We start from the raw sequence: 17,342 nt of genomic DNA on the forward strand, positions 1-17,342 counted from the left end.
CGGGCCGCTACGGGCGGCCCTGGGCCACCGCGTAGAAGGCGACCGCGGCGGCGGCGCCCACGTTCAGGGAGTCCACGCCGTGGGCCATGGGGATGCGCACCCACTCGTCGGCGGCGACGAGCGCCTGCGTGGACAGGCCGTCGCCCTCGGCGCCGAGCATCAGCGCGACCCGCTCCAGGGACTGCGGGGCCGCCACGTCGATCGGGGTCGCCTTCTCGTGCGGGGTCAGCGCCAGCAGCTTGAAGCCGGCCTCGCGCACCGGGTCCAGGCTCTTGGGCCAGGCCTCCAGCCGGGCGTAGGGCACGGAGAACACCGCGCCCATGGAGACCTTGACCGAGCGCCGGTAGAGCGGGTCGGCGCAGTCGGGCGACAGCAGCACGGCGTCCATGCCGAGGGCGGCGGCGCTGCGGAAGATGGCACCGATGTTGGTGTGGTCGTTGACCGCCTCCATGACGACCACGCGGCGGGTCGTGGCGAGGAGTTCCTCGGCCGTGGGCAGCGGCTTGCGCTGCATGGAGGCGAGGGCGCCGCGGTGCACGTGGTAGCCGGTGACGCGTTCGGCGAGGTCGGGGCTGACGGCGTAGACCGGGGCCGGGATCTCGTCGATCACGTCGCGCATGACGTCGACCCACTTGGCGGAGAGCAGCATCGAGCGCATCTCGTACCCGGCGTCCTTGGCCCGTCTGATGACCTTCTCGCCCTCGGCGATGAAGAGGCCTTCCGCGGGTTCGCGCCTGCGCCGCAGTTCGACATCGGTCAGGCCCGTGTAGTCGCGCAGGCGGGGGTCGTCGGGGTCGGTGATGGTGATGAGATCAGCCACAGGGTGATACTGCCTTGTCCTGGGTGTGGTGCCAACGGCCTTGTCAGGCGCTGGTGGTGGGAACGTCCGGGCTTCCGACGCGGACGACCTCGCCGATGACGATGACGGCCGGCGGGCGGACCTCCTCGGCGCGGACCGTCTCGCCGACCGTGGCGAGGGTGGCGTCCACCCGGCGCTGGGTGGCGGTGGTGCCCTCCTGGACGACCGCGACGGGGGTGTCGGCGGAGCGGCCGTGCCGGACGAGCGCCTCGGCGATCAGGCCGATCTTGTCGACGCCCATGAGGATCACCAGGGTGCCGGTGAGCTTGGCGAGGGAGGCCCAGTCCACGAGGGAGCGCGGGTCGTCGGGGCCGACGTGGCCGCTGACCACGGTGAACTCGTGGGCGACTCCGCGGTGGGTGACCGGGATGCCGACGGCGCCGGGCACGGAGATGGAGCTGGAGATGCCGGGGACGACGGTGCAGGCGATACCGGCCTCGGCGAGGGCCTGGAGCTCCTCCATGCCGCGGCCGAAGACGTACGGGTCCCCGCCCTTGAGCCGGACCACGGCCTTGCCGGCCTTGGCGTGCTCGATCAGCGCGTTGTTGATGGCCTCCTGGGCCATGAACCGGCCGTACGGGATCTTCGCGGCGTCGATGACCTCGACGTGCGGGGGGAGCTCGTCGAGCAGGTCGCGGGGGCCGAGCCGGTCGGCGATGACCACGTCGGCCTCGGCGAGGAGGCGGCGGCCGCGCACGGTGATCAGGTCCGGGTCGCCGGGGCCGCCGCCGACGAGGGCGACGCCGGGGGTGGACCTGTGGCGGTGGCCGGGGGCGGCGAGGCTGCCGTCGCGCAGGCCCTCGACCACGGCGTCCCGGACGGCGGCGGACCGGCGCGGGTCGTTGCCGGTCAGCACGGCGACGGTGACACCCTCGATGCGGCCGGTGGCCGGGGTCCAGGCGGTGGCCGCGGCGGCGTCGTCGGCGCGCACACACCAGACGCGCTCGCGCTCGGCCTCGGCGGAGGCCCGCTCGTTGACGTCGCGGTGCTGCGTGGCGATGAGGGCGTACCAGGCGCCGGCGAGGTCGCCGTCCTGGTAGCGGCGGCGCTCCCAGCGGATCTCGCCGGTCTCGGCCATGGCGTCCACGGAGGGGGTGGCGGAGGGCGAGACGAGGAGGACGTCGGCGCCGGCCGCGATGAGCGCGGGGAGGCGGCGCTGGGCGACCTGGCCACCGCCGATGACGACGACGCGGCGGCCGGCGAGGCGGAGGCCTACGGGGTAGGCGGGGGTGTCGGCCATGGCAGTGCGGCTCCTGGTGCGGCAGTCGTTCTGTCGTGCCGCTGCGGCTCTGGAGCGGCGGGATTGCTGACGTGCGGTGATGCGGTGCGGGTCCACCATACGGCGCGGACCGTCCCGAGGTACGGACGGGGGCTGCGCCCCGGCTTCCCCCGGGGCTCCGCCCCGCGCACCCCGCACGCCGCGGTGGAGCGGCTCCGCCGTGCGGCGGCGGCCGTACGGCCCGCCGGGGGCGGCGGCCCGGTCCGGGCGGGGCTTCGCGGTGGGGCGGTGCCCCTCCGGCAGGTCTCCTCGGCTCGCGAACCCCGAGCGAACCGGCTCGCCGGTCGGCGGTGGGTTCGCTCGGCCTGCGGGGACCTCCCGGAGTGTCCCCGCCCCACGGCAGCCCGTACCGCAGAACCGGCCCCGCCTGCGTGCGAGGGGCGGGGCGGAGGCTCTGCCAGGGACGGGTTACTTCTCCGTGACGCCCGCCGAGTCGAAGGTGGCGACCTCGTGCATCGCGCGGGCCGCGCTCTGGACCAGCGGAAGGGCGAGCAGGGCGCCGGTGCCCTCGCCGAGACGGAGGTCCAGGTCGACCAGGGGGCGCAGGCCCAGCTTGTTCAGGGCGGCCACGTGACCGGGCTCCGCGCTGCGGTGGCCCGCGATGCAGGCCGAGAGGGATTCGGGCGCGATGGCACGGGCCACCAGGGCGGCCGCGCCCGCGCTGACGCCGTCCAGGATCACCGGCGTACGCAGGGACGCGCCGCCCAGCAGGAGGCCCACGATCGCCGCGTGCTCCAGGCCGCCGATCGCCGCGAGGACGCCGACCGGGTCCGCCGGGTCCGGCTGGTGCAGTTCCAGGGCGCGGCGGACGACGTCGACCTTGCGGGCGTGGGTCTCGTCGTTGATGCCCGTGCCGCGGCCGGTGACCTCGGACGGGTCGACGCCCGTGAAGACGGAGATGAGGGCGGCGGAGACCGTGGTGTTCGCGATGCCCATCTCGCCCGTGAGGAGCGCCTTGTTGCCCGCCGCGACCAGGTCGCGGGCCGTCTCGATGCCTACCTCGATGGCCGCGATCGCCTCCTCGCGGGTCATCGCCGGGCCCGTGGACAGGTCGGCGGTGCCCGGGCGGACCTTGCGCGGGAGCAGGCCGGGGGTGGCCGGGAGGTCGCCCGCGACACCGACGTCGATCACGCAGACCTCGGCGCCGACCTGGTTGGCGAAGGCGTTGCAGACCGCGCCGCCGCCCAGGAAGTTGGCGACCATCTGCGTGGTGACCTCCTGCGGCCACGGGGTGACGCCCTGGGCGTGGACCCCGTGGTCGCCCGCGAAGATCGCGACCGCGGCCGGCTCGGGGATCGGCGGCGGGCAGACCCGGGACAGGCCCGCGAGCTGGGCGGAGATGATCTCCAGCATGCCCAGGGCCCCGGCGGGCTTGGTCATGCGCTTCTGGCGCTCCCAGGCTTCGCCGAGCGCCTTCGCGTCCAGCGGGCGGATGCCGGCGACCGTCTCGGAGAGGAGGTCGTGCGGCTCCTCGCCGGGCAGCGCGCGACGGCCGTAGGTCTCCTCGTGGACCACCCAGGAGAGCGGTCGGCGCTGCGACCAGCCGGCCTGGGCGAGCTCGGGCTCCTCCGGGAACTCGTCGACGTAGCCGACGCACAGGTAGGCGACGACCTCGAGGTGCTCGGGCAGGCCGAGCTCGCGGACCATCTCGCGCTCGTCGAAGAAGCTGACCCAGCCGACGCCGAGGCCTTCGGCGCGCGCGGCGAGCCAGAGGTTCTCGACGGCGAGGGCCGAGGAGTACGGGGCCATCTGCGGCTGGGTGTGCCGGCCGAGGGTGTGGCGGCCGCCGCGGGTGGGGTCGGCGGTGACCACGATGTTCACCGGGGTGTCGAGGATGGCCTCGATCTTCAGTTCCTTGAACTGCTTCGCGCGGCCCTTCGGCAGCGACTTCGCGTAGGCCTCGCGCTGGCGCTGGGCGAGCTCGTGCATCGTCCGGCGGGTGTCCGCGGAACGGATGACGACGAAGTCCCAGGGCTGGGAGTGGCCGACGCTGGGCGCGGTGTGGGCCGCCTCCAGGACGCGGAGCAGCACCTCGTGCGGGATCGGGTCGGTGCGGAAGCCCTTGCGGATGTCGCGGCGCTCGCGCATGACGCGCAGGACGGCCTCGCGCTCGGCGTCGTCGTAGCCGGGGGCCGGCTCGCCCGCGGCGGGCTCGGCCTGCTCGGCCTCGGTCTGCTCGGCCTCGGCCTGCTCCGGCCCGTCGGCGTCCTGGGCCTCGGCGGGCTCCGGCTGGACGGGCTCCACGGCGACGGCCTCGGCGAGCGGCTGGGCGGCTTCCCCGGGGCCGGTCACAACGGGCGGGGCCGGGTCGGCCACCGGCTGGGCCGGGACGGCGGCGACGGCCTCGGCGGGCACCGGCTGGACGGGCTCCACGACAACGGCAGCGACGGCCGGCTCGGCGGGCTCCACGGCGACGGCCACGGGCTCCGGGTGGACCGGCTCGGGCACGACGGGCACGACGGGCGCGGCGGGCTCGACCGCCTCGACCGGCTCCGCGACCTCCGCGGGGGCGACCGCCACGGGCTGCGGCGGGGCGTCCACGGGCTGGACCGGGACGGGAGCGACGGCCTCGGCCGGCACCGGCTGGACCGGCTCCGCGACGACGGCCTCGACAACCGGCTCCGCGGGCTCCACGGGTGCGGCCGTCCCGGGGGCGGCGACGGGTGCCTCGGCGGCCACCGGCTCGGGGGTCTCCGCAGTCGGGGCGGGCACCTCGGCCGGTACGGCGTCGGGCTGCTGCGGGACCTGGGCCGCCACCGGCTCGGCGGGTGCGGCCGGAGCCTCGGGCTCCGCGGCGGCCTGTACGGGCTCGGCGGCCTGGGCCGGCTCGGGGGCTGCGACCGGCTCGGGGGCCTGGGCTGCCTCGGCCGCCGGCGGCTCCGGCGCGGCGACGGGCTCCGGCGTCCAGGGCGCCCCGGCCTGCGGCGGGACCTCGCCGAGCTGTGGGGCGGGCTCCTGGGCGGCCTCCGCGCGGGGCACGTCCAGGTACTCGGGCCCCATGGTCGGGGGGCCGGCCTGGTGGAGCGGGGTGGCCCCCGTGGCGGTGTTCGGGGCGGAGGCGATCGGGGCGGCCTGCGCGGGCGCGGCGGCCGGGCCGCGGTCGGCGAGGGACCGTACGACTCCGCCGGTGGCGTCGGGCATGGGCGGGCCCATGTGCAGCGGGCGCCGGACGGGAGTCGCGGGGGCCGTCGGGGCGGCGGGGGCCGCGGGCGGCGGGACAACGAGTCCGCCGAGGTCGAGCGCGCCGGAGTCCCGGCCGCCCGTCTCGTGGGCGCCCGCGCTGTAGGAGCCGTCGGGGAAGACGGGCTGGGGGAACTCGGTGTACGCGCCGGGCTCGGGGTACGCCGCCGGGGCGCCGGGGTAGGCGGCGTCGGTGCCGTAGGACGGGTCGGCGTACAGCTGCGGCTCGACGGCCTGGGGCTCCACCGGGAAGGCCGGGACCTGCGGAACGACCTGCGGGTCGCTCCAGGAGCCCTGGGCGCTCGGCATGAGCAGGAGTTCCTCGTCCTCCGGCTCGGCCGGGTCCATGAGGTCCTGGAAGGCGTAGCCGGGCATCGGTGCCGGCATCTGGACCGGGGCGGGGATGCCCTGCTGATCCACCATGCCCGTGTTGTCCGGGAGACCCTCGCCCGGGACCTGGCCGGTGTCAGTCATGCTTACCCCTCGCCCATCGGTGTTGCCTCTTCGATCACCCGGTCGCCCACGAGGCCTCCGAGCGGAGTTGCCGTGCGGTGTCGCGGGTGCGACGAGTCCGTCTCACGTGCGCCTGCGCGACAACCAGTAAGCATTGTCGCGCCCGTTAGCGATCGTGGCGGCCATAACCACCACGGTCCTCTGTGGACTGCGCCACGTCGCGCGTCCAGGCCGTGTCGCGATGCCCGAAACGTCCGCGCAGTACGACGATCGGCCAGCCTACCCCGGCCCTCGTCTCAGCGGGTGACAGGGCGCTGAGCTGCCAGGAGGAACACCACGGAACGGTCCTGTTCGGCCCAGGTGCGGGGGTCCAGGCCGACGGACTGCAGGAGCGCGCACTCGACGTCGTAACCGTGTTCGGTGAGGACCCGGCCGATGGCCTCCGCCTCGTCGCGGGTGGAGGCGTGGCTGACGATCCGTCCGGGGCGCCGGTCGGCGACGGCCGCGACGACCTCGGCGCCGCCGCCGCCGACACGGACGACGTCGGGCTCGGGCAGGTTCTCCAGGACGTGCGGTGCCCGCCCGTCGACGAACTGCAGTTGTACTCCGCGGGCGCGGGCGGCGGCGGTCACACGGTCGCGGGCCGCGGGGTCGGCGTCCACGGCGATGACGGCCGCGCCGAGGGCGGCCGCGTCCACGGCCACGCCGCCGGACCCGGTGCCGATGTCCCAGACGAGGTCGCCGGTGCGCGGGCCGAGCCGGGCGAGTTGGGCGGCGTGCAGCAGTCCCGACTCCCCCTCCCCCGCGCCGGGCCGCGCCCGGGCCCAGCCGCGTTCGGCGGAGTGCGCGGGGGTCTGGCCGAGCAGCCAGCCGGGCTCGGCGGCGGGCGCCTGTCCCGCGCCGCCGATGACGATGACGACGTTCGGGTCGCGCCAGCTGTGGTCGGCGGCCTTGTCGGAGGTGAGGACGCTCACCTGCTCGCGGTCCGTGCCGAGTTCCTCGCAGACCACGAAGGTGCGGTGGACCCCGTCGAGGAGCAGGGCGAGTTCGGCGGGGCCGGCGCCGGGCGAGGTGAGGACGGCGACCTTGGGGTGCGCGCGGCAGACGTTGACGGCGCGCCGCAGGGTGCGGGGGTGGGCGACGACGACCTGTGCGTCGTCCCAGGGCATGCCGGCGCGGGCGAAGGCGGCCGCGACGGAGGAGACGGCGGGGACGACCTCGACCTCCAGGCCGTGCTCGGGGGCGCGCAGGGTGCGTACGACGCCGAAGAAGCCGGGGTCGCCGTCGGCGAGGACCACCGCGGTGCCGCGGTGGCCGGCGATGCGGCGGGCGGCCAGGCCCGGGCTGCCCAGGCGGATGCGTTCGGCGGTGGGCGGGACTTCGGGGAGCGCGAGGTGGTGGGCGGCTCCGGCCACGAGGGTGGCGGCGGAGAGCGCGGACCGGGCGGCCGAGGTCAGGGGCGAACCGTCCCAGCCGATCACCGTGACCCGGTCGGCCATCGTCGTCTGTCTCCTGATGTGGGGGGGCGGGAGGGAGGGGCGGGCACGGTGAGACTACCCGGTCATCGGTTCATTTCCGGTCGGCGCCGACGGGGTGGCCGCTCGCGTCGGACCGCTGTCCGGGGACGATGTGGCCCGGGTACGCACCCCGGCCGCCGCCGTGGGTGTCGTGGGTGTCGTAGCTCTCGTAGCCGTCGTATCCGTCGAGGCCGTCGCCCTCGTCGAGGTCCTCGGGCAGGAGGCTCCAGACGATCAGGTCGGTGCGGGTGTCGGCCCAGCCGCCGTCGGCCGTCTGCGTGCGCACGGTCCACGCGTTGCGCAGGACGCCCTCGCTGATGCAGCCGATCTTCTGGGCGACCTGCTGGGAGGCGGTGTTGTCGGCGGCGGTGCGCAGTTCCAGGCGCTCGAACGCCTGCTCGCGGAAGAGCCATTGGGCGACGGCCAGGACGGACTCGCAGGCGTAGCCCTCGCCGCGGGCCCAGGGCGCGGTGACGTAGCCGACCTCGGTGGCGCGGGTGCGCCAGTCGGTGTTGCGGAGGTGGACGATGCCGACGAGGCGCTGGGTGAGGAACTCGGTGACGGCGAAGACGATGCCGCGGCCCTCGGCGCGTTCGGCGTGGGAGTCCCGGGTGGCCCATGCCCGCGCGTCGGCGTGGGTGTAGGGGTGCGGTACGGAGGTCCAGGCGGTGATGTTCTCGTCGTTCATCATCTCGGCGAGCGCGGTGACGTCCTCCTCCTCGAACGGGCGCAGCACCAGCCGGTCCGTGCTGATGGTGACGTCCGGAAAGGTGGTAGTCATGCGCAGCTCCATGCCTGAGAACGTGGTGCGACCGTGGTGCGATGCGACCGTGGGCGGGGGCAGTTGGTGCGCAACCGGGTCCACGGGCCGTAGGCCACAGCATGCAGCATCGGCGGGGGGATGTGCAGGGCCGGGTTGCCCGGGAGCGGGCAGGACTCGGCCCCGCGCGCCGACAGGGGCGTACGGGGCCGAGATGCATGACCGTCCGGGGCCGACGGGGTCGGGCGGTGGGGTGCAGGGACGGGGTCAGGAGGCGGGGGTGCCGAAGGCCGGGACGACCGAGCCCTGGTACTTCTCCTCGATGAACTTCTTGACGTCGTCGGAGTTCAGGAGCTTGGCGAGCTTCTGGATCCGCGGGTCGTTCTGGTTGCCGTCCTTGACCGCGAGGAAGTTGGCGTAGGGGTTGCCCTCGGCCTTCTCCAGGGCGAGCGCGTCCTTGGCGGGCGCCAGGTCGGCTTCCAGGGCGTAGTTGCCGTTGATGACCGCGGCGTCCACGTCGCTCAGGGCGCGCGGGACCGTGGCGGCCTCCAGCTCCTTGAACTCCAGGCCCTTCTTGTCGGTGATGTCGGACAGCTTGGCGCCGGTGCCGACACCCTCCTTGAGGGTGATCAGGTTGTTCGCGGCCAGCAGCTGGAGCGCGCGGCCCTCGTTGGTGGTGTCGTTGGGGACGGCGATGGTCTGGCCGGCCTTGATGTCGGCGAGCGACTTGACCTTCTTGGAGTAGAGGCCGAGGGGCTCCAGGTGCACGTTCACGACGGGGACGACGTGGGTGTTGTTCTTCTTGTTGAAGTCGTCGAGGTACGGCTTGTGCTGGAAGTAGTTGCCGTCGACCTGGCCCTGCTCGGTGGCGGTGTTGGGCAGGACGTAGTCCGTGAACTCCTTGACCTCCAGCTTGAGGCCTTCCTTGGCCGCGAGCTTGTCCTTGACGAAGTTCAGGACGTCGGCGTGGGGGGTCGGGGAGGCCGCGATGACGAGCGGCTTGCTCTCGTCGGCCTTGCCGCCGTCGGCCTTCGCGGAGGACGGGTCCGAGGAGCTGCCGCAGGCGGTGAGGCCGAGGGTCAGCGCGGTGGCGGTGGCGGCGAGGGCGGTGAGCTTGATGTTCTTACGCACGAAGAGTGCCTTTCTTGCTGAACAAGTACCGATGACTTGCTGGTGGTGGCCCAAGCACGACAAGTGCGGGCTCTATGGCGGAAATCGGTGGGGGCGGCTGCCCTGGGTGCCGGTCAGGCGGTCAGGCGGTGCGGCCGCGGCGGGCCAGGAGGCGTACGACGCCGTCGCCGATCAGCTGGACGACCGTGACGAGGACGATGAGGACCACGACGGTGGCGACCATGAAGCCGGTCTCGAAGCGCTGGAAGCCGTACGTGATGGCCTTGGAGCCGAGGCCTTCGCCGCCGACGGCGCCCGCCATGGCGGAGTAGCCGACGAGGGTGATGACGGTGGTGGTGACGCCGGCGACCAGGGAGGGCAGGGCCTGCGGCAGGAGCACCTTGCCGACCAGGGTCGTAATGCCGCCGCCCATGGACTCGACGGCCTCGATCAGGCCGTGGTCCACCTCGCGGACGGCGGTCTCGACGAGCCGGGCGAAGAAGGGGATGGCGCCGATCGCGAGCGGGACGATCATGGCGGTGGGGCCGATGAAGGTGCCGACGACCGCGGTGGTGACCGGGATGAGGAAGATCAGCAGGATGATGAACGGCAGCGAGCGGCCTATGTTCACGATCACGCCGAGGACCTTGTTGAGCGGCTGGTTCTGCAGCAGGCCGCCCTTGTCGGTGAGGACCAGCAGGATGCCGATGGGCAGTCCGCCGAGCACGGTGACCAGGGTGGACCACAGCACCATGTAGAGGGTGTCGTAGGTGCCCTGGGTGAGCAGGGGCTGCATCTCGGACCAGGTCACTTGGCACCATCCTTGACCAGTGCGGCCAGTTCGGCCAGTTCGTTGTCGATCCCGTCGGCGCCGTCGGCCGCGTCGGCCTCCTCGGTGACGACATCGACCTGGAGGCCCTGCTCGCGCAGGAAGCCGACGGGCACGACGTTGTCCTCGTAGCGGCCGGGCAGTTCGATGCGCATACGGCCGATCAGCCGGCCGGCGACGGTGTCCATCGCGGCACCGAGGATCGAGATGTCGATGTTGTAGGTGCGCGCGAGCTGCGAGATGACGGGCTGGGCGGCGGCCTCGCCGTGGAAGGTGACGTCGACGACCGTGCGGTCGGGGCCGGAGGCGGCGCCGGTGACCGGGAACAGCTCGCCGGCGAGCTCGGAGCCGGGGGTGGCGAGCAGTTCGGCGACGGTGCCGGACTCCACGATCCGGCCCTTCTTCATGAGGGCGGCCGAGTCGCAGACGGTCTTGACGACGTCCATCTCGTGCGTGATGAGCAGCACGGTGAGGCCGAGCTGCTCGTTGAGGTCGCGCAGCAGCTTCAGGATGGAGCGGGTGGTCTCGGGGTCGAGGGCGCTGGTCGCCTCGTCGGAGAGCAGCACCTTGGGGTCGCCGGCCAGGGCGCGGGCGATGCCGACGCGCTGCTTCTGGCCGCCGGAGAGCTGGGTGGGGTAGGCCTTGGCCTTGTCGCCGAGGCCGACCAGGTCGAGCAGTTCGAGGGCCTTGCGGGAGCGCTCGCGGCCGGAGACGCCGAGGATCTCCAGGGGCAGCTCGATGTTGGCCTGGACGGTGCGCGAGGACAGCAGGTTGAAGTGCTGGAAGACCATGCCGATGCGGCTGCGGGCCTCGCGCAGTTCCTTGCCTGCGCGCCGGCCGCGGCCGGCGAGCGCCGTGAGGTCGACGCCGTCGACGTGCACGGTGCCGGTGGTGGGGCGCTCCAGCAGGTTCACGCAGCGGATCAGGGAGGACTTGCCGGCGCCGCTCTGGCCGATGACTCCGTAGACCTCGCCCTCGCGGACGTGGAGGTCGACGCCGTCCAGGGCGGTGACCTCGCGGCCACGGGACTGGTAGACCTTCGTGAGGCCCGATGTGGTGATCACAGGAATTCCGTCGCTGTCGAGTGCGCGGCGCAGCGGAGTGCCGGGCACGGGGCATACATCTGGGACGCGATACGGGACGAACCGTCAGAAATCGATGGCTTCGACGCGTGCGCGGGGCATGAGTGGGCCGTGCTGTCCATCAGGTGGTGACGTACTGGCGCGGCCGGTCTCGCTTCGGGGCGCGAGGCTCAGGAAGGGGCCCTCAGAAGGCGCACATTCGACACATACAGCGAGCACCGGGCGTCATCGTCGCCTCGGTCGCAAGGGTGCGGCTGCTCGTCGTGGTCATGGGCCCCAGTAAAGCAGACGTATCCCCTCACCGATCAAAGTTGTCCGGATAGCGGACGGGATTCGGCCGCACAGCGGACAGGACAGGTCGGTCCCGACCATCCGTCCCCTCCCCCGGGCTTCCCCTCTGACCTGCGCCGACGCCGTCCCGCGGGCCCACGCCCCGAGGTCGCCGCGGGGCCCGCCCGCAAGGGCCTCTGTGGTCAAGACCACGGCCTCGGGGCGGGCCGGGAGCGGGGCGCGCGCATCGGGTCTTTCGGCCCGTAATACCCTCGCTGCATGCTCGACGCCCTGACGGTCGCCATCGGCGTGGCCGCACTCGCCCTCGCCGCCTGGTGCGGTTACGCCGCGCTGCGGGACCAGCCGACCAAGGACTGGCACTTCATCGGCATGGCCGTGGTGACCGTGCTGGTCCTGGCCCAGCTGGTGATCGGCCTGGTCCAGCTGGCCAGGGGCGAGAAGCCCGACGAGGGCTCGGTGATCTTCGTGGCCTACCTGCTCGGCGCGTTCGCCGCGGTACCGGCCGCCGGGCTGCTCTCGCTGACCGAGCGGACCAAGTGGGGATCGGTGACCGTGGCCGCCGGCGCGGTGGTCCTCGCCGTCCTCGAAGTACGGCTCTACGACATCTGGGGAACCACCGGTGCCTGACGCTGACACGACGACCGCCACTCCCGCCGGGCGCAAGCGGCTGGTCTCCGGGCCCGGGCTGCTGCTGGTGTGGCTGTACGGGGTGATGGTGGTGGGCGCGGTCTCCCGCTCGGCCTTCCAGATCTCGACCGAGTTCGACCGGGCGCCGCTGGCCTACTCGCTGTCCGCGGTGGCGGCGCTGGCCTACGCGTTCATCACGTACTCCCTGGTGCGCGGCGGTGAGGCGGCGCGCAGGGCGGCGCTGGTGTGCTGCGCCGTGGAACTCGCGGGCGTGCTGACGGTGGGTACGTGGACCCTGCTGCGCCCGGAGTCCTTCCCCGACACGACCGTCTGGTCGCAGTTCGGGCTGGGCTACCTGTTCATCCCGGTGATCCTGCCGGTCACCGGGATGCTCTGGCTGCGCAGGCGCTGAGCCCGACGCCGGTTCAGGGTCGCCCTCAGGCGCTGACCGCGAAGTCGGTCGGGTCCTTGGCTTCCTTCTCCAGGATCACCAGCTGCACGCCGTCGGACGCCGTGCGCCCGCCGACCCTGACGTAGCCGGCCTTGCGGTAGAGGCGCAGGTTGGACTCGCTCTTGTGACCGGTGTGCAGACGGAAGCGGGTGGCGGTGCCGGGGCCCGCGAGGGCTTCCTCCACGGCGCGCAGCAGGCGCGCGCCGAGCCCGTGGCCCTGCAGGCGCGGGTGGACGCAGAGCTTGGCGATCTTGGCGGTGCCCTCCTCGTCCACGCTGCCGCGGACGGTGCCGACGATCTCGTCGCCGAGCCGGGCCACCAGGACGGTGTCCGTCGCCAGCTCGCCCTTCAGGGAGTCCAGGGACTGGGTGAGCGGCTGGATGAGGTAGTTGCCGTACAGCTCGGCCTCGCGCTGGAAGGCCAGGTACTGCAGTTTGAAGATCTGCTCGGCGTCCTCGGCGACCGCCGCCGAAATGGTCACGCTCATGCCCATGTGCGCATGCCTCCAGCTCACCTGGTAGCCCGTTGGTCTACCGCTCCCTTCCCCGAAGGCCAGGAGCCGCAACCTCTGCCGCGAGCATTCTGCGCAGACATCCCAGGCAACGGGAACGTACAGGCCCTAAACTTCCTTGTGAGATACCCAACTCTCCTGCGATTTCACGGTATGTGAGGTCTCTGGGCGAAAGAAGTGCCCGCATCAGCTCGGGACAGCGCCCGGGCAACCGGGCGACGGCCGATCGGAGTGCGCGGTTCTCCTCCCCGTGCAGCAGGGCGTCTTCGGGCGCCGGCCCGGAGACGGCGCCGGTCCGCGGGCCGGTGTCCGTGAAGCGGCGCCGGCGGGCGTCCGCGGGGGTGCGGCGGTGGTCGTAGGGGATCTCGCGCTGCGCCCGGCGCCGGGCGAGCCGGGCCTCGGCCCGTACCGCACGGCGCAGCCAGCGGGCCGGCTCGGCCGGGTCGGCGGGATCGGGGGCGCGCCGGCCGCTCTCCAGCAGCCTGACCCAGACGGCCTGTTCGAGGTCGGCCGCGTCCATTCCGGCGGCCGGGGCCTCCGCCGCAGCCTCGGCGGAGAGCAGCGGGCCCAGTTCGTTCACGAGGTCGGGGTCCTTCAGCAGGTCCATGCCGAGCGGGACGAGTGGGCCGGGCCCGGCGGTTTCCCCGCCCGGCGCGGCCCACTCGTTCGGGAAGCGGTGCTCAGCGGTTGACGGGGCGCCGGCCCGGGCGGAAGGCCTCGGCGGCCAGCAGTCCGGTGTCCGGGTTGTCGGTGAAGATCCCGTCGATGCCCTGCTCGAAGTAGGTACGGAAGGCGCCGAGGGCGTCCCCGTAGGCGGCCGGGTCCGTTCCCCTGCGGTATTCGGCGGGCAGGAAGCTGTTCTCGTTGCGTGCGGTGTAGGGGTGCAGCAGCAGGCCGCGGGCGTGGGCGTCCTTCACCAGGGTGGTGGGGGTGCCGAGCCGGCCGGCCGCGTCGCGCGGGATGATCAGGTCCATGGTGGGGCCGATGCCCTGGGCGAAGCCGGCGATCCACTTGAGGCCCTCGGGCTTGACCAGGTCGGCGACGGTGCGCGGGTCTCCCGCCTGTTCGAAGTCCCAGGGGCGGGTGCCCGCGGCGGAGAGCAGGACCACGCGGGGCGCGGAGACCAGCCGGGAGAGCCGCTGGATGCTGGAGGGCTCGAAGGACTGGAGGAAGACGGCGGCGTCCCGCCCGTCGCGGCGGTACCGGCGCAGCAGCCGGGCGAGGGGCTCCTCCAGGCCGAGGCCCAGGTCCCGGAAGTAGCTGGGGTGCTTGGTCTCGACGTGCAGCCAGATCCGCTGGCCGCGCCGCCTGCCCTCGCGGTCGGCCCAGCGGAGCACCTCCTCGAAGGTGGGGACCGCCCACTGGCCGTCGTAGAGCGTGTTGCGCTGGCGGACGGCGGGGATACGTTCCTTCGCGCGCAGGGTCTTCAGCTCGGCGAGGGTGAAGTCCTCGGTGAACCAGCCGGTGACCTGGACCCCGTCGACGGACTTGGTGGTGCGCCGGGAGGCGAACTCGCGGTGGTCGGCGACGTCGGTGGTGCCGCCGATCTCGTTCTCGTGGCGGCACACCAGGTGGCCGTCCCGGGTGGGGACCAGGTCCTGCTCGATAACGTCCGCGCCCAGGTCGAGGGCCAGCTGGTACGAGCCGAGCGTGTGCTCCGGCCGGTAGCCGCTGGCGCCGCGGTGGCCTATGACCGTGGGGTACGGCAGGCCCCGGAAGCCGCCCGCGCCGTCAGCGGCGGACGCGGCCGACGGCGAAGACTCCGGGGACGCCCCCGCCGCGGAGGCCGGTCCCGCCGCGAGGCCGGTGATCCCCGTCCCCGCCGCCAGGACCGCCGCTCCCAGGACCGTGCGCCGCGCTGCCCCACCCTGCGTCATGCTGCCACTCCTCGTCGTGAAGGCCGTGAGGCCGTAGCCGTGAAGGCCGTGATCGGGGTGCCGATGGTAGGCAAAGGGGGGTGACCGCAGGGGGTGCCTCTCGGGCCCAGCCGGGGAACTTGGCGAAAACGCGCGTCAACATTACGTATCCGACACGTGAACCCGATGTGCGCTCGGAGCTGACCCACGAGTATCGTCCTCACCTGCGCTACCGCCGAGTGGTGGGAGCGCGAGCCGCTTTTCGATGCCGGAGGGGCCCACGTTGTTCCGTACGAAGCTCATCAAAGCCACTGTCGGACCGGTCATGCGCACGATGTTCCGCACCCGCGTGGAGGGCGTCGAGAACATCCCCGGCTCCGGGCCGGTGATTCTGGCGGGCAACCACCTCACCTTCATCGACTCCATGATCCTGCCGCTGGTGTGCGACCGCACGGTCCACTTCATCGGCAAGGACGAGTACGTGACCGGCAAGGGGCTCAAGGGCCGGCTCATGGCGTGGTTCTTCACCGGCGCCGGCATGATCCCCGTCGACCGTGACGGTGCCAACGGCGGGGTCGCGGCCCTGATGACCGGCCGCAGGATCCTCGAAGAGGGCAAGATCTTCGGCATCTACCCCGAGGGCACCCGCTCCCCCGACGGCCGGCTCTACCGCGGCCGCACCGGCATCGCCCGCCTCACCCTGATGACCGGCGCCCCCGTGGTGCCGTTCGCGATGATCGGCACCGACAAGCTCCAGCCCGGCGGCGCCGGCATGCCGCGTCCGGGCCGGGTCACCGTCCGCTTCGGCGAGCCGATGGAGTTCTCCCGCTACGAGGGCATGGACCGCGACCGCTACGTGCTGCGTGCCGTCACGGACTCGGTGATGGCCGAGGTCATGCGGCTCTCGGGCCAGGAGTATGTCGACATGTACGCGACCAAGGCGAAGGCCGCGTAGTACCTGCGGTCCACCGGGGTCCTTCGGGTCCTCACGGTCTCACTGCCGCCTCAGTGACCGGCTGACGCCCGCCGCCGTCGTGGTGGCCAGGATCCAGCCGGTCACGATCAGCAGGTACGACAGCCACTGGTGCCAGCCGCTCGGCGCGAAGGCCTGTTCCTGGCCGAAACCGATGATCGGCAGCATCAGGTCGATGGTGTAGAAGACGGCGTTGAAGTCCGGCGCCTCGCCCTGCTTGAGCGGGCGCGGGGGCTGGAGCGCGAACGCGATCGCCCCGGTGAGCAGCAGCGCCGTCAGCCAGCCCGCCGCGCGCAGCGGCCGGAAGCCGTAGCCGACGGTCGCGTCCTGGAGGAGCCCCCACAGGCGTGCGTGCCGGGGCAGTGTGCGGCGGTGCCTGCGCAGTTTGGCGAGCATGACCGTACGGGCCGCCTCCTCGTCGCCCGCCGTACGGTAGGCCGCGGCCAGCTGCTCGTACGGGTACGGGAGGTATCCGGGCTCACCGGTCTCCAGCGCGGCCAGCCGCTCCTGCGCGGGCAGGTGGGGGCCCAGTGCGCGGTAGGTCAGGCCGTCCAGGCGCAGCGGGTCCCGCCAGGTCCCCGGTCGCATGTTCAGCAGGTCGAACTGTGAACGCCGCAGGTTCACCGTGCCCCGTACGTCCTCGCAGGCGGGCAGCCACATCTCGCCGACCGTGCAGCTGGAGGCGCGCAGGGCGATGCCGCCCGGGTTGTCGAGGACGGCGTGGGCGAGGTTGAGGCGGCCGGGTATCCGGGAGCCGGTGAGGTTGAGGCGGCCCTGGGTCCGGGCGCGGGCGGCGTGGAGGTTGGTGCCGACCGTGAGGGTCTCTGCCTGGAGGGCGGTGCCGTCCGGGGCGAGCAGCTGGGCGTTCTCCAGGTTGATCTGCCCGCCGACGACGGCGCCGTTGAGGCGGAGTTGGCCGTGGACGGTCAGGTCGTTGGCGATGATGTCGGTGCCGATCTCCACGTGGTTGAGCTGGAGCGGCGGCTCGTCCGCCTCCTCACCCGTCACGGGTCCGACGACCGCGCCCTGCAGGAAGAGGCCGCCGGATATCTTGGCGCCCTGGAGCCGGACGGGGCCGCTGATGCGGCAGCAGGAGAGCCGCAGGACGACGTCGACGCGCAGGGTGGCCGCGGTGAGGCCGGGCAGGGTGGAGTAGCCGAGGACGAGGGCCTTGAGCTGGGCGCCGTACAGGAGCGGTGTGCGTTCGAACCAGCAGTCGCGCATCCGGATGGGGTGGTCGACCACCGCGTAGCGGAGGTCGAGTTTGCCGACGATCCTCGCGCCCTTGATCTTGAGCCCGGCGACCCGGCCCTCCACGGCGGGTGCGGCGCCCAGCAGGAGGGCGCGCAGCACCTCGGCCCGCAGGGTGCGTCCGGGTCCCCAGCCGGCTCCGTCCACGGAGCTGTCCTCGGGGTGCTCCCGGAAGTCGACTCCGTCGCCGCGCGGGAAGGCCTCCCATACGCGGCGCTCGGCCGGGGTCAGATCGTTGATCTCCATCGCGGGGATGGTGTCCCGGAGTTCGACGGGCTGTCAACTCGTCCCGGGACACCGGCCCTTGACGCGG

General features: G+C 73.1%; 15 protein-coding genes. 3 read left to right on the top strand and 12 right to left on the bottom strand.

The genetic code is table 11. The features are described 5' to 3' along the window. Nucleotides 1-7 precede the first annotated feature (7 nt). From NRK68_RS06895 to NRK68_RS06930, 8 genes are all read right to left on the bottom strand, one after another. Nucleotides 8-820, bottom strand: coding sequence for a TrmH family RNA methyltransferase (locus NRK68_RS06895; protein WP_183067615.1), 813 nt, complete (start codon nucleotides 818-820; stop codon nucleotides 8-10). 43 nt (nucleotides 821-863) lie between these two features. Next, entirely contained in the window at nucleotides 864-2,099 is a 1,236-nt protein-coding gene (cobA, locus tag NRK68_RS06900) for a uroporphyrinogen-III C-methyltransferase (protein ID WP_257855341.1), read from the bottom strand. 447 nt (nucleotides 2,100-2,546) lie between these two features. Further along, on the bottom strand, nucleotides 2,547-5,792 hold the full coding sequence (gene cobT / locus NRK68_RS06905) for a nicotinate-nucleotide--dimethylbenzimidazole phosphoribosyltransferase (protein WP_183067617.1): 3,246 nt from the start codon (nucleotides 5,790-5,792) through the stop codon (nucleotides 2,547-2,549). Nucleotides 5,793-6,067: 275 nt separating this feature from the next. Next, nucleotides 6,068-7,270, bottom strand: coding sequence for a precorrin-6y C5,15-methyltransferase (decarboxylating) subunit CbiE (gene cbiE, locus NRK68_RS06910; RefSeq protein WP_183067618.1), 1,203 nt, complete (start codon nucleotides 7,268-7,270; stop codon nucleotides 6,068-6,070). Between the two features lie 70 nt (nucleotides 7,271-7,340). Next, nucleotides 7,341-8,069: a GNAT family N-acetyltransferase gene (locus NRK68_RS06915; RefSeq protein WP_257855342.1), complete on the bottom strand. Its 729-nt coding sequence runs from the start codon at nucleotides 8,067-8,069 to the stop codon at nucleotides 7,341-7,343. A gap of 246 nt (nucleotides 8,070-8,315) precedes the next feature. After that, nucleotides 8,316-9,179: a MetQ/NlpA family ABC transporter substrate-binding protein gene (locus tag NRK68_RS06920; RefSeq protein WP_183067620.1), complete on the bottom strand. Its 864-nt coding sequence runs from the start codon at nucleotides 9,177-9,179 to the stop codon at nucleotides 8,316-8,318. A gap of 121 nt (nucleotides 9,180-9,300) precedes the next feature. Further along, nucleotides 9,301-9,969 (bottom strand): methionine ABC transporter permease, encoded by a 669-nt coding sequence (locus NRK68_RS06925; RefSeq protein ID WP_183067621.1) that lies wholly within the window; start codon nucleotides 9,967-9,969, stop codon nucleotides 9,301-9,303. Beyond that, nucleotides 9,966-11,051, bottom strand: coding sequence for a methionine ABC transporter ATP-binding protein (locus NRK68_RS06930; RefSeq protein WP_183067622.1), 1,086 nt, complete (start codon nucleotides 11,049-11,051; stop codon nucleotides 9,966-9,968). The genes NRK68_RS06925 and NRK68_RS06930 overlap by 4 nt, the downstream gene beginning before the upstream one ends. A 567-nt stretch (nucleotides 11,052-11,618) precedes the next feature. Between NRK68_RS06930 and NRK68_RS06935 the strand changes: the two genes are divergently transcribed. Beyond that, nucleotides 11,619-11,987: a hypothetical protein gene (locus NRK68_RS06935; protein WP_046780414.1), complete on the top strand. Its 369-nt coding sequence runs from the start codon at nucleotides 11,619-11,621 to the stop codon at nucleotides 11,985-11,987. An 85-nt stretch (nucleotides 11,988-12,072) separates the two neighbouring features. Beyond that, complete coding sequence (locus NRK68_RS06940; protein WP_308296336.1) at nucleotides 12,073-12,399, top strand: hypothetical protein; 327 nt, start codon at nucleotides 12,073-12,075, stop codon at nucleotides 12,397-12,399. Nucleotides 12,400-12,424: 25 nt separating this feature from the next. On the opposite strand, the gene NRK68_RS06945 is transcribed toward NRK68_RS06940, so the two are convergent. From NRK68_RS06945 to NRK68_RS06955, 3 genes are all read right to left on the bottom strand, one after another. Next, on the bottom strand, nucleotides 12,425-12,931 hold the full coding sequence (locus NRK68_RS06945; RefSeq protein WP_183067624.1) for a GNAT family N-acetyltransferase: 507 nt from the start codon (nucleotides 12,929-12,931) through the stop codon (nucleotides 12,425-12,427). Between the two features lie 37 nt (nucleotides 12,932-12,968). After that, a complete protein-coding gene (locus NRK68_RS06950; RefSeq protein ID WP_183067625.1) occupies nucleotides 12,969-13,556 on the bottom strand; it encodes an RNA polymerase sigma factor in 588 nt (195 codons plus the stop codon). A 73-nt stretch (nucleotides 13,557-13,629) separates the two neighbouring features. Next, a complete protein-coding gene (locus NRK68_RS06955; RefSeq protein ID WP_257855343.1) occupies nucleotides 13,630-14,826 on the bottom strand; it encodes a glycerophosphodiester phosphodiesterase in 1,197 nt (398 codons plus the stop codon). A gap of 244 nt (nucleotides 14,827-15,070) precedes the next feature. Between NRK68_RS06955 and NRK68_RS06960 the strand changes: the two genes are divergently transcribed. Next, entirely contained in the window at nucleotides 15,071-15,760 is a 690-nt protein-coding gene (locus tag NRK68_RS06960) for a lysophospholipid acyltransferase family protein (RefSeq protein WP_183067627.1), read from the top strand. Between the two features lie 39 nt (nucleotides 15,761-15,799). Here NRK68_RS06960 and NRK68_RS06965 read toward each other — a convergent pair whose 3' ends face one another. Then, the gene (locus NRK68_RS06965; RefSeq protein WP_257855345.1) at nucleotides 15,800-17,275 is read right to left on the bottom strand and encodes a membrane-associated oxidoreductase; all 1,476 of its coding nucleotides are present in this window, start codon (nucleotides 17,273-17,275) and stop codon (nucleotides 15,800-15,802) included. Between the last annotated feature and the right edge of the window lie 67 nt (nucleotides 17,276-17,342).

Source organism: Streptomyces yangpuensis, assembly GCF_024666385.1.
Classification (GTDB): domain Bacteria; phylum Actinomycetota; class Actinomycetes; order Streptomycetales; family Streptomycetaceae; genus Streptomyces; species Streptomyces yangpuensis.

What these genes read in the sequence shown, in the direction of transcription:
- NRK68_RS06935 (WP_046780414.1), top strand. Translation starts at nt 11,619, where the DNA reads ATGCTCGACGCCCTGACGGTCGCCATCGGCGTGGCCGCACTCGCCCTC.
- NRK68_RS06945 (WP_183067624.1), bottom strand. Translation starts at nt 12,931, where the DNA reads ATGGGCATGAGCGTGACCATTTCGGCGGCGGTCGCCGAGGACGCCGAG.
- NRK68_RS06955 (WP_257855343.1), bottom strand. Translation starts at nt 14,826, where the DNA reads ATGACGCAGGGTGGGGCAGCGCGGCGCACGGTCCTGGGAGCGGCGGTC.
- NRK68_RS06965 (WP_257855345.1), bottom strand. Translation starts at nt 17,275, where the DNA reads ATGGAGATCAACGATCTGACCCCGGCCGAGCGCCGCGTATGGGAGGCC.
- cobA (WP_257855341.1), bottom strand. Translation starts at nt 2,099, where the DNA reads ATGGCCGACACCCCCGCCTACCCCGTAGGCCTCCGCCTCGCCGGCCGC.
- NRK68_RS06960 (WP_183067627.1), top strand. Translation starts at nt 15,071, where the DNA reads ATGCCGGAGGGGCCCACGTTGTTCCGTACGAAGCTCATCAAAGCCACT.
- NRK68_RS06950 (WP_183067625.1), bottom strand. Translation starts at nt 13,556, where the DNA reads ATGGACCTGCTGAAGGACCCCGACCTCGTGAACGAACTGGGCCCGCTG.
- cbiE (WP_183067618.1), bottom strand. Translation starts at nt 7,270, where the DNA reads ATGGCCGACCGGGTCACGGTGATCGGCTGGGACGGTTCGCCCCTGACC.
- NRK68_RS06940 (WP_308296336.1), top strand. Translation starts at nt 12,073, where the DNA reads ATGGTGGTGGGCGCGGTCTCCCGCTCGGCCTTCCAGATCTCGACCGAG.
- cobT (WP_183067617.1), bottom strand. Translation starts at nt 5,792, where the DNA reads ATGACTGACACCGGCCAGGTCCCGGGCGAGGGTCTCCCGGACAACACG.
- NRK68_RS06915 (WP_257855342.1), bottom strand. Translation starts at nt 8,069, where the DNA reads ATGACTACCACCTTTCCGGACGTCACCATCAGCACGGACCGGCTGGTG.